This window comes from Akkermansia sp. NBRC 115031 (genome assembly GCF_030268505.1).
In the GTDB taxonomy this organism is placed as follows: domain Bacteria; phylum Verrucomicrobiota; class Verrucomicrobiia; order Verrucomicrobiales; family Akkermansiaceae; genus Akkermansia; species Akkermansia massiliensis.
The window spans coordinates 238,210-251,414 of record NZ_BSQU01000006.1 but is presented as its reverse complement, the minus strand read 5'-3'; the positions used below and the strand labels follow the sequence as shown (position 1 = coordinate 251,414).

Below are 13,205 nucleotides of genomic sequence, written 5' to 3'. Positions count from 1 at the left end.
ATCGTCTCCTTCCGCTGGCTGTCTCCCGAGGAGGTGTAATAAAAGAGAGAGAGAGTTTTTTTCTTCTTCCCGGCCAGCGCCGCTTCCCATCCACGGGGAGCGGCTCTTTTTGTGCTTAAGGGGAGGGGAAGATTGTTTTTACGGCGGGGTTCTGCCGGTAGACAAGATGGACTATTTGGACAATAGGGACGGGATGGGAGACGGGAAGTGGGGGTGTTGCACAACTGTAATTCTGCCAATGCGTTGCTGATTGTGACGATTTCTTAACCAGGTTTCTCTTCCTCTCCTTGGGAGAGGATAGGTGCCGTTGGATAGAAGGAGGGGGCCTTCCTGGAAAGATAAAAGCGGTAGTTTATTCCACAGCCAGTTTCATATGTTGGAGACTTGCAAAGAATACCTTCATTTTTGCTTTTCTGTTCCGGTAAACGGGAAGAGCGCTGCTGGAGAATGCATTTTTTATGGGCAAAGGAGTGGTGGTCAACATGCCTTTCAGAAGAATGAGGCGTCGAATGGATAACGGGATGTCCTGAAACTGCAATAAGGTTTCAAGTTTCCTTAATAGGGGAAAGCCGGAACGCAAGCCGGGTAACGGCGGATGCCGTTCAGCGTGCGGAGATGTGGCGGCTCCTGAAACCGAAGCCGACGGCAAAGGTGACCAGGGTGCCGATGGTTACGCGCCATGGAAAGGCTATTTCCGGAATATATTGCCTCCAGTCGGCGGGCAGGGGGATGAGTTCGGTCAGCAAGGCAATGACCAGGAAGCCTGCCGCCATGGCAATGATGTTTCCTGAATCGTTTCCTCTGGTGCGCGTCAGCATCCCGAGCAGGAAGATGCCAAGCAGCGAGCCGTAGGTGTAGCCGAAGATGCCCAGGGCGATTTGAATGATGCGGACTTCCGGGTGGTGCACCACGTACCACGCCGTGATGGAACCAACGAGGATGAGCAGCAGGGAGAAGCCGGCCGTTCCCCAGCGCACGCACCGGAGGAGCTGACGTTCCGTGGCTTCCGGTTTGAATACTCCCTGGTACCAGTCCTTGGTGGCGGTGGTTGCCAGGGAGTTGAGAGCGGTGGACAGGGAACCCATGGCGGTTGCCAGGAGCCCGGCGATCAGCAGCCCCCGGATGCCGTTGGGCAGTTCATGGATGATGAAGTAGGGGAAGACATGGAGCTGCGGCGTGTCTGCGGGGAGGGACGCCGGATTGTACTGGTAGAAGACGTAGAGAAGAATGCCCGTGAAGAGGAAGACGATGACGATGGGGAAGTCCAGCAGCCCGGATACGATGACTGCCCGCGTTCCCGCCTTGCTGCTTTTTGCGGCCAGCATCCGCTGCACCATGTCCTGGTCCGTGCCGTGTGTAGCCATGGTGATGAAGGTCGCTCCCAGGAAGGCTGCCCATACCGTGTATTCCTGACCCAGGACATGGGCGCATTGCTGGAGGAAGTCCAGGCCTTCCTTGGTGCCCCACGAGAAGAATTTCCAGTCGTCCCCTCCGTTCATGGCGGCTGAGATGGAGTTCCACCCTCCGGGAATGTGGGAGAAGAGAACCCACAGGGCGGAGAGCATGGAGACGCCCAGCACGACGGCCTGGAGGACATCCGTCCAGACGACGGCTTTCAAGCCGCCGATGGCTGTGTAAATGGTGGTGGCGATGGAGATGACGACCAGCGCGGCAATGTAAAGCAGGACAATTTGGTTGGCGTCCGCCGTGGTGTCCGTCATGAATTGGTAGGCAATGACCAGCAGAATGCCTGCAAAGTAAAGTCTTGTTCCACTGGCGAGCACCCGGCTGACCAGGAAGACCATGGAGGCCGTGCGGCGCGTCAGGAGCCCGAATCTTTTTTCCAGGTATTCATAGATGGAGACCACCTTGTAGTCATAGTAGGGTTTGAGGAAGAGCTTGCCGACGATGATGCGGCCCAGGATAGTGCCGATGCAGAGCTGGGCGTACGTGAAGTTGCGGGTATGGTAGCCTTCCCCCGGAGCCCCCAGAAAGGTGGCCGCGCTGATTTCCGCCGCCAGGATGGAGGCCAGAATGGCCCACCAAGGCAGGGAGCGGTTGCCCAGGGCATAGTCCGTCAGGGAGTTCTGCCTGCGTCCCGCATAGATGCCAATGCAGAAGATAGCCAGAAAGTAGACGACGATGACAAGGAGGTCCGTGAACATGCCTGGAAAGAGAAGGCCTTTTCCGGAACAGGGTTTCCGGAAAAGGCCCCGGGCTGGGTGAAGGGTCAGGAGCGGCTCTTGTGTTCCAGCGCGGCTGAAACCAGACCGGAGAAGAGCGGATGAGCCCGGTTGGGTGCGGACTGGAATTCCGGATGGTACTGGCAGGCAATGAAGAAGGGATGGGAGGGAAGTTCCACGACTTCCACCAGGCCGTGTTCATCATTAACGGCGCTGATGACCATGCCTGCGTTTTCCAGTTCTTCACGGTAGGCCGGGTTGAATTCGTAACGGTGGCGGTGGCGTTCCGTGACGCTGTCCTTGCCGTACAGCTTGTGCGCCAGAGTTCCGGGCTGGATCAGGGCTTTATAGGAGCCCAGGCGCATGGTGGCCCCCATGGCTTTGATTCCTTTCTGCTCTTCCTGAAGGCTGATGACGGGGTGGGTGGATTTCTGGTCGAATTCCGTGGAGTTGGCATCGTCCATGCCGCAGATGTGGCGTGCGTATTCAATGACGGCTACCTGCATGCCCAGGCAGATGCCCAGGAACGGGATGCCCTTGGTGCGCGCATATTCCACTGTTTGTATTTTTCCTTCAATGCCGCGGTCTCCAAAGCCGCCCGGCACCAGAATGCCGTCCACGGAACCGATCAGGGCATCCGCTCCTTTTTCTTCAATTTCTTCCGCGTCTATCCGGAGGATTTCCACGCGAGTGTCATTTTCAGCACCGGCATGAGTGAAGGATTCATAGATGGATTTGTAAGCGTCCTGAAGGGCGATGTATTTGCCGACTACGGCAATCCTTACGGAGTGGCTTGGGCTGATGACGCGCCCCACGTAACGCTGCCAGTCCGCCAGGTTGGGAGCGGGAACGTCCAGCCCCAGGCGCTTGGTGACGATGCGGTCTATTTTGTCCTGGCTGAGGTCCAGAGGACATTCGTAAATGGTGTTTTTAACGTCGCGGAAGGCGATGACATTTTTGGCTTCCACGTTGCAGAACATGGCGATTTTCCTCCTTTCGTCTTCGCTCATATCGTATTCCGTCCGGCAGATGATCACGTCCGGCTGAATACCAATTTCCCGGAGCTTGGCGACGGATTGCTGGGTGGGCTTCGTTTTCATTTCCCCGGCGGCCTTGATGTAGGGGAGCAGGGTGACGTGGATGAAGCAGACATTGTCGCGGCCCACTTCCAGCGCGAACTGGCGCAGGGCTTCCAGGAAGATGTGGCCTTCCATGTCCCCTACCGTGCCGCCGATTTCCGTGATGATGATGTCCACGTCCGATTGTTCCGTGACTTCATAAAGGCGGTTTTTGATTTCATCCGTGACGTGCGGAATGTATTGAACCGTTTTACCCAGATAGTCTCCCCGGCGTTCCTTATGCAGCACGCTTTCAAAGACCTGGCCGGAAGTAAGGTTGTTAAGACGGGAGAGGTTGCAATGGACGAAGCGTTCATAATGGCCCAGGTCCAGATCCGTTTCCGCCCCGTCGTTCAAGACGTACACTTCCCCGTGCTGGAACGGGCTCATCGTGCCGGGGTCTACATTCAAGTAGGGGTCGAATTTTTGAAGGGTGACCTTGAGACCGCAGCGTTCCAGCAGAGTACCGATGGATGCCGCCGCCAGTCCTTTGCCGAGAGAGGAGACAACACCACCTGTGACGAAGATGTATTTCATGATTATGGTTCTTAATGTATGTTTAATAAGATTTGTTCCACCTGGGCCGCCTGTTCCGGCGTGTCTACGCCCACGCTGACATGGTCCGTCAGAATGACTCTGATTCTGGCGCCGTTTTCCAGCGCGCGCAGTTGTTCCAGGGATTCCGTTTGTTCCAGGGGGGTGGGTTCCCAGCGCACGTAGTTTTCAAGGAAGTCCCGGCGGTAGGCGTAAATGCCCAGATGGCGCAGCGGGGGGGTGACGCGGGGATGGCGGGCATAGGGAATGACGGAACGGGAGAAGTACAGGGCGTCGCCGTTGCCGGCCAGGACCACTTTGACGATGTTCGGGTTGTCCAGGTCTTCCTGCGCGCTGATGGGGCAGGCCACGGTAGCCATGGACAGGGCCCCGTCAGAAACCAGCGCGTCCGCCAGCCTGTCAATCAGGGCCGGGTCAATGAGGGGTTCGTCTCCCTGGATATTGACCACATGAGTGGCGGAGGGGAAGGCTTGCACCGCTTCCGCCAGGCGGTCGCTGCCGCTGGGATGGTCCGGAGAGGTCATGATCGCCTTGGCGCCGAAGGCCACGGCGGTGTCGAAGATGCGCTGGTCGTCCGTGGCGATGGCGATGTCGTCAAGGCGGGAGCAGCGGGAAACGCGTTCCCATACGTGCTGGACAAGCGGTTTTCCTGCAATGAGGTGAAGCGGCTTGCCCGGAAATCTGGAGGACCCCCAGCGTGACGGGATGAGGCCGATGATATGATGAGGAGAGTCTGCTGCCATGAGAAGAGGAAACGCATCGAAAGGTAGCAACTCCCCTTGAATTAGTCCAGCCTCAAGCATCAGATGCGCCCGTTTTTCCGGAGTAGGGGCGGAACGGTCAGGCGGAAATGGCGGGCGCGGCGGCAGGCTGCGGTTTTGCCTCCGTCTTCCGGATAATGAGCGGCATGTATTCCTTGCGGATGTGGAGGGATACGTACAGGCCTTCCTTTTTGGCGCAGGAGAAGAGCACCTTGATGATGGCCAGGGAGATGATGTCCATGGAGATGGTGGTACTATCCCCGAAGATCAGCAGAAAGGTGAGCGGCTTGATGAAGTAGACGGTTGAAACGTAAAGAATGCCCAGCTTGTATTTGTGGTTGCGGTAGATTCTGCTGACGATCCATGCATAGGTCATGCCGATGACGGACAGAATGAGGTACAGGGAAAGCCCCACGTAGCCAAGCGTTTGAATGGTGGAAATGGGGCCGCTGTGCCATAGCCCGTTCCAGGCAAAGGATGACTGGTCCTGGCTGAGGTTGTAGGCTTCCTCATAGATGTTGGCTTTCACGATGCTGATATCCCGTGAAAAGCCGTCTCCGAATACCTTGTCCTGAATGAAGTGTTCGCGGTCGTCCAGAGCCCATTCCCACATTTCAAAGCGCCAGTTCATGGACGCTTCCGCGTTTACTCTGGCTTGCATGCTGACATCCAGGAAAGGAAGGGCTGAAAGTGTGCGCTGGATACCGTAAGGAAAGGAATGGAGCATTCCTGAGGAGGAGAGGAGCAGAAGCAAAAGCATTCCGAAGATGGGAACCAGGATGCAGAAGAACCATCTTTTGTAGATCAGAGATATTGTGAAAAACAGGAGCAGAAGCTGCGCAATAAAGGAGCGGAATCCGCTAAACAGGACTCCGATGGTTCCAAGGACAAGAAGGGCGCCCCACCAGGGACGTTTGATCATCTGCCATACGGAGTAGTTGATGATGAGTAGTTGAACCGCCAATAGGGAAATTTGGAGGAAGGTCGATTGCCGCGTGTCTTCGGAGGCGGCGCTTGCCGAGACTGCGGCCGCCGCCGGGTTCGCTCCGGCAGAATTCGGTGAAAGGATGCCCTGGGCGGTTGAGATCAGCGTGAAGATAATGGTCAGAAAAACGGCCCATTGAAGCACCTTTCCCAGTTCATTGCTGGTGGTTTTCAGGGAGGAGAGGCAAAGATAGGCAAGGAGCGCCTGAAGGAAGAGGACGTATCCCTTGCCCCCGTAGTAGTCTTCCAGCACATTCAGGCCCAGGCCGAAGGGGTGGCTCAGGAAGACGTAGCCCACATGCATGAACAGCACGAGAATGACAGCGTCCAGGAGAGGGGCGGCATTCCATGTCAGGGTTGAACGCTTGAGCATGGCATTCCACAAGTAGAAGGGAATGGTAATGCCGTAGGCGAAGAGGGGTGCGTAGTCCTTTAGTTCCGGTATGGGCAGGAAGAGCAGGGGAAGCCATATCCACAGGTACCATACCTTTTCCTTCATCAGGAAAAGGACGGCCAGGAGGAAGGGGGAAACAGCCAGGGCGATGGAAAAGGGGTCTCCATCCGCCGACATGACACCGCCTATGATGGCTAGGAGAATGGCAACTACTGAAATCAGTACAATTTTAAATAAATTACCATTCATAGGGCTGCCCGTGATTCCCGCATAAAAGACAATGGCGGGAAAGAGAGATGGATGGTGGAGTATAGGGGATTCGAACCCCTGACCTTCTCATTGCGAACGAGACGCTCTACCAACTGAGCTAATACCCCGTGGAAAATACCGGGGGGAATCTATTCCATCCGCCGCCTGAAAGCAAGAGGAATTCGTCAGGCAACGCAAATAAGATGGAAGATTTCGTGTTCCTTCTCCGCATGCCGCCGTTTCCTGTCCGGCGGAAGTCTGCCGCAGGGGGGGAGATTCATTTTTCCGGAAAGGGCCGGGAGACGGCGCAATACGGGAACCGGGAAAAGGAATGCCTGTATTCCCGTAGAAAGCGGACGGCAGTTCAAAGAGCGGTGAATTTGATGTTCCGGACTCTGGCAAAGGCACGTTTCAAGCGGGAGGAAAGCCATTTTCCGCATGGTTGTTCAATGCCGTAATGCATGGCGGCTCCCACGGCAATCAACAGGAGCGCGGCGCATATCCAGAAGAGGATGGGACGGGTTCCGTACCGGTCCTGCGGCCAGATGTACTGCATGAATTGCAGGAGGGGAACATGCAGCAGGAAGACGGCATAGGTCAGGAGGCTGGCCCGGTTGGTCAAATGGATGAGCACCGCTGGAATTTTAACAGCCGGCGGCTGAGGGGATTTTGCAAGTGAGCACGCGCTGGCGATGGTCAGCACGGCAATCAGCGTGTCGGGAAGGAGGAAGGCCAGGGAGGCAACTTTCCCGCCGGAGCCCCACAAGGCGCCGATGAAAGTCTGGTAGAGAAGGTAGAGCACCCCGAAGGAGAACACAGCCGGGCTCCACCGGAAGAAGCGTTCGTGTTTTTTATAGAGCCGTGCCGCGCAGCAGCCGGCGAGAAATTGCCATAAACGGTAGGGCGGGAAGAAGTAAAGGCGTGCGACGGGTTCCAGGAACGTGCAGGCGACAGCGGTTACAAGGCCCAGTGCCAGCAGCAGGGGAAGGCGTTTCCTTCCATAGGCCACGAGAGGGAAGATAAGGACGAAGAGGATTTCCAGCTTCATGTACCATAAGGCATAATTGTCTCCCGTGTGCAGGTTCATGAATTGATTGCCGCCGAAGGAAACCAGCAGGACGCCGAGCAGGTTGTCCAGCTGGAATTGCTCCTTGTAGGAGACCAGGCTGGACAGGAGGATGGCCGTGAACAGGAGCGGCCACAGCCGCGCAAATTTGGAGATGTAGAAGGAGGGCGGACTGAACGAATTTTCTTTCAGGGTGAACGTCATCAGGAATCCGGAGAGGACGATGAACCAGTCCACGCCCACGGAGCCCGCAACGGGCGACCAGCGCGCCCAGTGGAAGGCGCAGATCATCAGGCAGAGGATGGTGCGGATTAATGAGATGCCTGTAATGAAGGAGGAAGGGGCGCTCATTGGAACTGGGGCATCAGCGGTCCCGCTTGTTTTTAATGCGGCTCCTGAGGTGGGCTTCTTCAAAAAGACCCTCCATGTACAGCCCCACGGCCTGCGCTTTTCTGAGGCTTTGGGCTGCATTCCTCAGGGCCGGAAGCGCTTCTTCGTAGGAAGGGATACTTCCTTTTTTGAGGGGGGAGGCTTCCACAAGGTGCCATCCCCACCGGCTTTTAAGAAGCACCGGCTTGTTGTCGGGAACGTTTGCCAGCTCCAGGCCCAGGGTTTCCCGTGCGCGGGCGTGGCTGACCCAGCCAAGTTCCCCGCCTGCGGGCGCGGAGCGCTCGTCCTCACTGAATTCCCTGGCAAGCCGGGAGAAGGTTTCCCCGCCTTGCAGGCGCGCCAGCAGCGTTTCCGCCGCCTGTTTGACCTGGGTTTCATCCTTGTGAAGGGTAGCCAGGAAGATGTGCCTGGTTTTCCGGAGGTCAGGGGTTTTAAGCTGGTCCCGGATCAAATCATAATAGGTTTTCAGGTCTTCGTCGGACGGCTCTGCCGCCTGGGCGGTCGCCCGGTAGAGCTGTTCCGTCTGCTTGAGCCGCGCCGCTATTTTTTCCTGGAATTGCTGCTGCGTGAATTTCTGGTCATGCAGGGTTTTCAGGTATTGTTCCGTGTTCCCGTCAAAGCGGGAACGGATTTGTTCCGCGGCGCGCGCGGCTTCCGCATTGCGGTTGGGAAGCTGAAGGTCGTTGACGCTGGTTTTCAGGCGCAGGAGGGAGGAGCCGATCAGATCGTACCTGGCCCGCGGAGCCAGGTCTCCGGCTACGTCCAGTTCATGGGTGAGCCTGATGCCTCCGTCCATGTCCAGAACGGGAGGCTGGCGCAGGAGCCGGAGTTCCGCAACCCTCCGGGAGAGCTGGTTGGCGGTGACGGGTTCGCCGTAAACTTCCGCAATCCGGGCGGAGTTGTCTCCGGGCGGTCCCGGCATCGGTTTCAGGTAGGCGTCCATCCTGCCGGCCAGGAAGCCGTGCCAGAGAAACAAATCCCCCACCAGATAGAGCAGGAATGCTCCATAGATCACGAGCTTGAACGTGAATTTTCCAGTGGGGGACATGGGAGGGACAGGGAAGGAGCAAAGGGCCTAGTTTCCACCGCCGGAGTCTGCCAGACGGACGGATTCCGGGGGAAGGAAGTTGCGGAACCTCTTCTTTTCAATGCACTTCATGTAGGCTTCCTCCGGAGAGACGACGCCCTGCTGGAGTTTTTGCCAGATGGCGTCATCCATGAATTGCATGCCCATGGCCTTTCCGCCGACGATGACGTCAGGGATTTTCTGCGTGGCGCCTTCACGGATGATGGCCGCCACGGCGGGCGTGGCAAAGAGGATTTCATTGACGGCTACGCGTCCCGGCTTGTCGCTGCGCTTCATCAGGAGCTGCGCCACGACGCCGCGGAGGGAGCCCGCAAGCATGGTGCGTACCTGGGACTGCTGGTCGGACGGGAATACGTCAATGATACGATCAATGGTTTTGCTGGCGTTGTTCGTGTGCAGGGTGCCGAATACCAGAAGGCCGGTTTCAGCCGCCGTGAGCGCCAGGGAGATGGTTTCCAGGTCGCGCATTTCACCCACCAGCACGATGTCGGAGTCTTCACGGAGGGAGGCCCGCAGGCCGTCTGCGAAGGAGGGTGTCTGGAGGGGCACTTCCCTCTGGGTGACGATGGATTTTTTATTGGGGTGAACGAATTCGATAGGTTCCTCCACTGTGATGATGTGCCGCGCCTGGTTGCTGTTGATGTAGTCAATGATGGCGGCCAGGGTGGTGGATTTACCGGAGCCCGTGGGCCCCGTGACCAGCACCAGCCCTGATCTCATGTGGGCGAATTCCTTGACGACCGTGGGCACGCCCAGTTCTTCCAGCGTGGCGATTTTTGTGGGAATGAGACGGAAGACGGCTCCCAGGCCGTGCTGCTGCCTGAAGTAGTTGCAGCGGAAACGGGAGGTTTCATCCATTTCATAGGCGAAGTCCAGATCCCCTTCTTCCAGGTATTTCTGGAAGGCCTGGGAGTCGCATATTTCCGCGAGAAGGTTTTTGAACGACTGGCCTTCCAGGTTTTCGTCGGAGATGGCGGAGATAGTCCCGTTGACGCGGATTTTCGGAGGCTGGCCTTCGCTGAGGTGAAGGTCGGAGCCGCCCGCTTCTACGAGGTATTTGAAGTATTGGTCGATAACAGCCATAACAGGAGTGTGTCAAAGTTAAAGGTTACTTGATTCCCAGGAAGGATTTCATGATGGTTTTGTCTTCCGCGCGGAAGATGCAGTCTTCCGTGGTGATGAGACCTGCCTGGTGCAGCGCCCGGAGGGAGTCGTCCATCAGGATCATGCCCTGGGCCTTCCCGGTCTGGATGCAGCCGGGAATCATGAATGTCTTTCCTTCGCGGATGCAGTTGGCGATGGCGGGTGTATTGACCAGCATTTCAATGGCCAGGGCGCGGCCGTTGCCGTCCGCCCTGGGAACGAGCTGCTGGGAGATGATGCCGCGCAGGGATTCACTGACCATGATACGGATCTGGTCGCGCTGCTCCACCGGGAAGACGTCCAGCACGCGGTCCACCGTGCGGGCTGCGGACCCCGTGTGCAGGGTGCCGAGCACCAGGTGGCCGGTTTCAGCCGCCGTGAGCGCCAGGGAGATGGTTTCCAGGTCGCGCATTTCACCTACCATGATGACGTCCGGGTCTTCACGGAGGGCCCCGCGGAGGGCGCGCGCGAAGGATTCCGTGTGCTTGTGCACTTCACGCTGGTTGACGTGGCAGTTTTTGGAGGGAATCAGGTATTCGATGGGGTCTTCAAGCGTGATGATGTGGTCGTGGCGGTCCTGGTTGATGAAGTCCACGATGGAGGCCAGGGTGGTGGATTTACCGGAACCCACGGAGCCCGTCACCAGAATGAGGCCGTTGGTGTAGCGGGTGAGGGGCACCACGTATTCCGTCGGCAGGCCGATTTCCTCCATGGTGCGCACCCGCGTGTTGATGATGCGGAAGCAGATGTCATAGCCCAGGCGCTGCTTGACCACGGAAGCGCGGTAGCGTCCGAAGTCGTTGGCATAGGCAAAGTCCACGTCCCCCTTTAATTGAAGGCGGTTCCATTCCGGGTCTTCCAGAAAGCCCCTCGCCAGAACTTCCGTGTCCTGGGGCGTGAGATTGGGCGCTTCCTCCCAGATGGGGAGAAGCTGGCCGAACCGGCGCCAGGTGGGGCGGCTGTTGACGGCAAGGTGGATATCGGAACAGTCAAAGTCCTGTCCAAGCTTAAGATATCCGTCGACGTGGGGCAAAATGTATTCGCTCATGTTGTGAATGCAGCAAACTGATAAAGCTACATACTAACGAAAACGGGGCTTTTTTGACCAGCAAAAAATGTTTGGGAAATGATTTCTGTGCAGGCGGCCCTGTGCCGTCCCGTGGCGGGGGAGGATTTTTGGAGAGAAGCCTTGAGGAAGGCTCGCAAAAGTTTATTTCCGGGAGCGGGAAAGAGCATTTATGTTTTTCTGCCGTTTCGGGAATCGGATCCTGAGGGATCGCGGTTTTTCACGGACTTTCCCGGCAGAGGCATACGTTTGGCATGGCGGAAAGAGCCGACAGCAATCCCGCTGCTGTTTTCATGGTTAAATGTGAAATGGCGGCATTGAGGACAAGTCTATGGCGCGGTTGCATTTTTGCCTCCGGGGGAAAGGTCGGGATATTGTTTTAAATGACTTTCTTCATCAATTTTTCCTGTTCCTCCGAACGGGGACACGGAAGGAACATTTCCAAATTCCCCGCCGCCGCGATGACTGGGAAGGCCATGTTTCCGCCATGATGGTCGTCTTCCTATATTGGGGCCTCCCTTTCATGGCCAGGTAGCTTTTTTCCTGATTGTGCCCTGTTATTTTTGGCAGGAATTGTTCATGGCGGAAAGCGCTGGAAAGGGGAATTGAGCTGCCGATGCCTTTTTGGGGTCAGGCATGCCCTGGTCTCCTGTTTCATTCCAATATCGCCGCATGGACCATGCCGAAATGCCTGTCCAGCCTGGCGAGGTACGTATGAACAAAGGGGCGTTGTTTTCTTTGGCGGCAGGTCGTTATTTTATGAGGTATCGCGGCCGTCTGCATGAAGAGTTGTCCTGCAGGGGGGGACGATATTCCCGGAACGGCGCGCATCTGACGCCGCAGGGATATGAAGACATTTCTCCCGCAACAGCGGAATTCCTGAGTTCTTTTTTAAAGCAGCGGCTTGAAAAGGCTGCGCCGCATCGACCGGAAAATCCTATTACTTGAACAGGTTGAAGAATTTCTTGCCTGCCAGGTCGAAGCCCATTTTTTTCAGGGACGGGAAGGCGAGGGTTACCAGGATTTCAATGATGAAACGGAAGATAGGGGAATTGATCCAGCTTCCGGAAACATGCGGACGCGGGAGCACCGGATGGCTTTTTTTTCCCGTAAACATACGGATGAGCAGAATGCCTCCCACCGTGCCGACAATGGAGCCGATCACAGGCAGGGACATGGCCTTTTTTTTCAGCTTCCGGAAGTGGTCGGCCTGCTGCTGCGTCTTCTGGACCAGGGTATCCGTCTCATTGACGATATCCAGCCGGGAGGAAGCCACCCGCATCAGGAGTGCGAGCTTTTCTTGAGAGCCATTTGCAGACATGATAAATCCGTTTTAAGTTCTTCCGCCGTCGCCGGGGCGATGGGCGTTACATGGGTTCGGCTGAAAAGGATGAGGGCCACGGCAGCCGCCACCAGATGGATGCCGGTGGTTACGGCAAGTCCGGCAATGATTCCCCAGAAGTGGGCCATGACCATGGTCAGGAAGCACCACAGGAACAGATAGCCGAAGATGGCCATAAAGGCGGCCAGCAGGAGCAGGGCCATTTTCCTGCCCAGCCTTTTGGACGCTTCCTCCAGTTCCAGCTTGAGCAGCGCGGCCAGGGCTTCCACATGGTCAAGCGCCGCCGCTCCGGTTTCCCGGAGGGACCGGACCATGGCCGCTCCTTCTTCCTTTTCCTCCACAATGGGGGCGACGAAGGTGCGTTTGAGTTTGTCAATCAGTCCCATGGCTCGGTTTGAAGGGGTGAGGGCGCCATGCGCTTGATGCGCATGGCGCGGAATGAGGGTTAACGGCGGCGGATGAGCATGCCGATCAGAAGGCCCACGCCCATGGCGATCAGCACGGACTGGGTGGGTTTTTCCTTCACGTATTCTTCGCCCGCTTCATGGAACTTCTTGGCCTTGTCACGGATGACTTCTCCTTTTTCCTGGGCGTAGTCACGGATGGTGCTGGCCTGTTCCGTAGCCGCCTTGCGGATTTGGTTTACTTTGGCCGCGGCGAAGGCCCTGGCCTGTTGAAATCTGGTTACGGCAAGCTCGCGGGCGGAAGGGCAGGAGCAGGCGGTGTCGTTTGCTGCTGCGGTCGGTTCAAGTTCGGTTTGGTTGTCTTGCATGGTTGATTAGAGTGTTAAGGGTTGGTTCCTGTTGAAAAACATGTCGGCTTACATGTTTTCGCCTCTCACATTGGGAATTATTTAGCACGCTTCCC

12 protein-coding genes and 1 tRNA gene are annotated in these 13,205 nt (G+C 56.9%); 1 reads left to right on the top strand and 12 read right to left on the bottom strand.

Translation table 11 applies throughout. The features are described from left to right. Window positions 1-602 precede the first annotated feature (602 nt). The 9 genes from QSJ36_RS09860 to QSJ36_RS09820 form a co-directional block, all read right to left on the bottom strand. Window positions 603-2,165 (bottom strand): sodium:solute symporter, encoded by a 1,563-nt coding sequence (locus tag QSJ36_RS09860; protein WP_022397537.1) that lies wholly within the window; start codon window positions 2,163-2,165, stop codon window positions 603-605. A gap of 65 nt (window positions 2,166-2,230) precedes the next feature. Next, window positions 2,231-3,838, bottom strand: a complete 1,608-nt coding sequence (locus tag QSJ36_RS09855; protein ID WP_022397536.1) for a CTP synthase — start codon at window positions 3,836-3,838, stop codon at window positions 2,231-2,233. Between the two features lie 11 nt (window positions 3,839-3,849). Continuing rightward, window positions 3,850-4,599, bottom strand: coding sequence for a 3-deoxy-manno-octulosonate cytidylyltransferase (gene kdsB / locus QSJ36_RS09850; protein WP_102721039.1), 750 nt, complete (start codon window positions 4,597-4,599; stop codon window positions 3,850-3,852). Between the two features lie 97 nt (window positions 4,600-4,696). Beyond that, a complete protein-coding gene (locus tag QSJ36_RS09845; protein WP_215709485.1) occupies window positions 4,697-6,172 on the bottom strand; it encodes an O-antigen ligase family protein in 1,476 nt (491 codons plus the stop codon). Window positions 6,173-6,296: 124 nt separating this feature from the next. Further along, a tRNA-Ala gene (locus QSJ36_RS09840) sits at window positions 6,297-6,372 on the bottom strand. Between the two features lie 236 nt (window positions 6,373-6,608). Further along, complete coding sequence (locus QSJ36_RS09835; protein ID WP_285468539.1) at window positions 6,609-7,661, bottom strand: acyltransferase; 1,053 nt, start codon at window positions 7,659-7,661, stop codon at window positions 6,609-6,611. Between the two features lie 13 nt (window positions 7,662-7,674). Further along, complete coding sequence (locus tag QSJ36_RS09830) at window positions 7,675-8,748, bottom strand: peptidylprolyl isomerase (protein ID WP_285468538.1); 1,074 nt, start codon at window positions 8,746-8,748, stop codon at window positions 7,675-7,677. A gap of 27 nt (window positions 8,749-8,775) precedes the next feature. Further along, entirely contained in the window at window positions 8,776-9,870 is a 1,095-nt protein-coding gene (locus QSJ36_RS09825) for a type IV pilus twitching motility protein PilT (RefSeq protein ID WP_022397531.1), read from the bottom strand. Window positions 9,871-9,895: 25 nt separating this feature from the next. Continuing rightward, window positions 9,896-10,978, bottom strand: coding sequence for a type IV pilus twitching motility protein PilT (locus tag QSJ36_RS09820; RefSeq protein WP_022397530.1), 1,083 nt, complete (start codon window positions 10,976-10,978; stop codon window positions 9,896-9,898). Between the two features lie 690 nt (window positions 10,979-11,668). Between QSJ36_RS09820 and QSJ36_RS09815 the strand changes: the two genes are divergently transcribed. Next, the gene (locus QSJ36_RS09815; protein WP_285468536.1) at window positions 11,669-11,944 is read left to right on the top strand and encodes a hypothetical protein; all 276 of its coding nucleotides are present in this window, start codon (window positions 11,669-11,671) and stop codon (window positions 11,942-11,944) included. Here the strand turns inward: QSJ36_RS09815 and QSJ36_RS09810 are convergent. From QSJ36_RS09810 to QSJ36_RS09800, 3 genes are read right to left on the bottom strand one after another with little or no spacing between them, the layout of a single operon-like run. Further along, window positions 11,937-12,317: a hypothetical protein gene (locus QSJ36_RS09810; RefSeq protein WP_146019231.1), complete on the bottom strand. Its 381-nt coding sequence runs from the start codon at window positions 12,315-12,317 to the stop codon at window positions 11,937-11,939. The genes QSJ36_RS09815 and QSJ36_RS09810 overlap by 8 nt on opposite strands. Then, the gene (locus tag QSJ36_RS09805; protein WP_022397528.1) at window positions 12,278-12,724 is read right to left on the bottom strand and encodes a phage holin family protein; all 447 of its coding nucleotides are present in this window, start codon (window positions 12,722-12,724) and stop codon (window positions 12,278-12,280) included. Before QSJ36_RS09805 ends, QSJ36_RS09810 begins: the two co-directional genes overlap by 40 nt. A 59-nt stretch (window positions 12,725-12,783) precedes the next feature. Continuing rightward, window positions 12,784-13,110: a DUF883 C-terminal domain-containing protein gene (locus tag QSJ36_RS09800; RefSeq protein ID WP_022397527.1), complete on the bottom strand. Its 327-nt coding sequence runs from the start codon at window positions 13,108-13,110 to the stop codon at window positions 12,784-12,786. Window positions 13,111-13,205: the final 95 nt, after the last annotated feature.

Bases quoted from the DNA above. Each gene is read 5' to 3' on its own strand.
- QSJ36_RS09860 (WP_022397537.1), bottom strand. From the start codon at position 2,165: ATGTTCACGGACCTCCTTGTCATCGTCGTCTACTTTCTGGCTATCTTC.
- QSJ36_RS09855 (WP_022397536.1), bottom strand. From the start codon at position 3,838: ATGAAATACATCTTCGTCACAGGTGGTGTTGTCTCCTCTCTCGGCAAA.
- kdsB (WP_102721039.1), bottom strand. From the start codon at position 4,599: ATGGCAGCAGACTCTCCTCATCATATCATCGGCCTCATCCCGTCACGC.
- QSJ36_RS09845 (WP_215709485.1), bottom strand. From the start codon at position 6,172: ATGTCGGCGGATGGAGACCCCTTTTCCATCGCCCTGGCTGTTTCCCCC.
- QSJ36_RS09835 (WP_285468539.1), bottom strand. From the start codon at position 7,661: ATGAGCGCCCCTTCCTCCTTCATTACAGGCATCTCATTAATCCGCACC.
- QSJ36_RS09830 (WP_285468538.1), bottom strand. From the start codon at position 8,748: ATGTCCCCCACTGGAAAATTCACGTTCAAGCTCGTGATCTATGGAGCA.
- QSJ36_RS09825 (WP_022397531.1), bottom strand. From the start codon at position 9,870: ATGGCTGTTATCGACCAATACTTCAAATACCTCGTAGAAGCGGGCGGC.
- QSJ36_RS09820 (WP_022397530.1), bottom strand. From the start codon at position 10,978: ATGAGCGAATACATTTTGCCCCACGTCGACGGATATCTTAAGCTTGGA.
- QSJ36_RS09815 (WP_285468536.1), top strand. From the start codon at position 11,669: ATGGACCATGCCGAAATGCCTGTCCAGCCTGGCGAGGTACGTATGAAC.
- QSJ36_RS09810 (WP_146019231.1), bottom strand. From the start codon at position 12,317: ATGTCTGCAAATGGCTCTCAAGAAAAGCTCGCACTCCTGATGCGGGTG.
- QSJ36_RS09805 (WP_022397528.1), bottom strand. From the start codon at position 12,724: ATGGGACTGATTGACAAACTCAAACGCACCTTCGTCGCCCCCATTGTG.
- QSJ36_RS09800 (WP_022397527.1), bottom strand. From the start codon at position 13,110: ATGCAAGACAACCAAACCGAACTTGAACCGACCGCAGCAGCAAACGAC.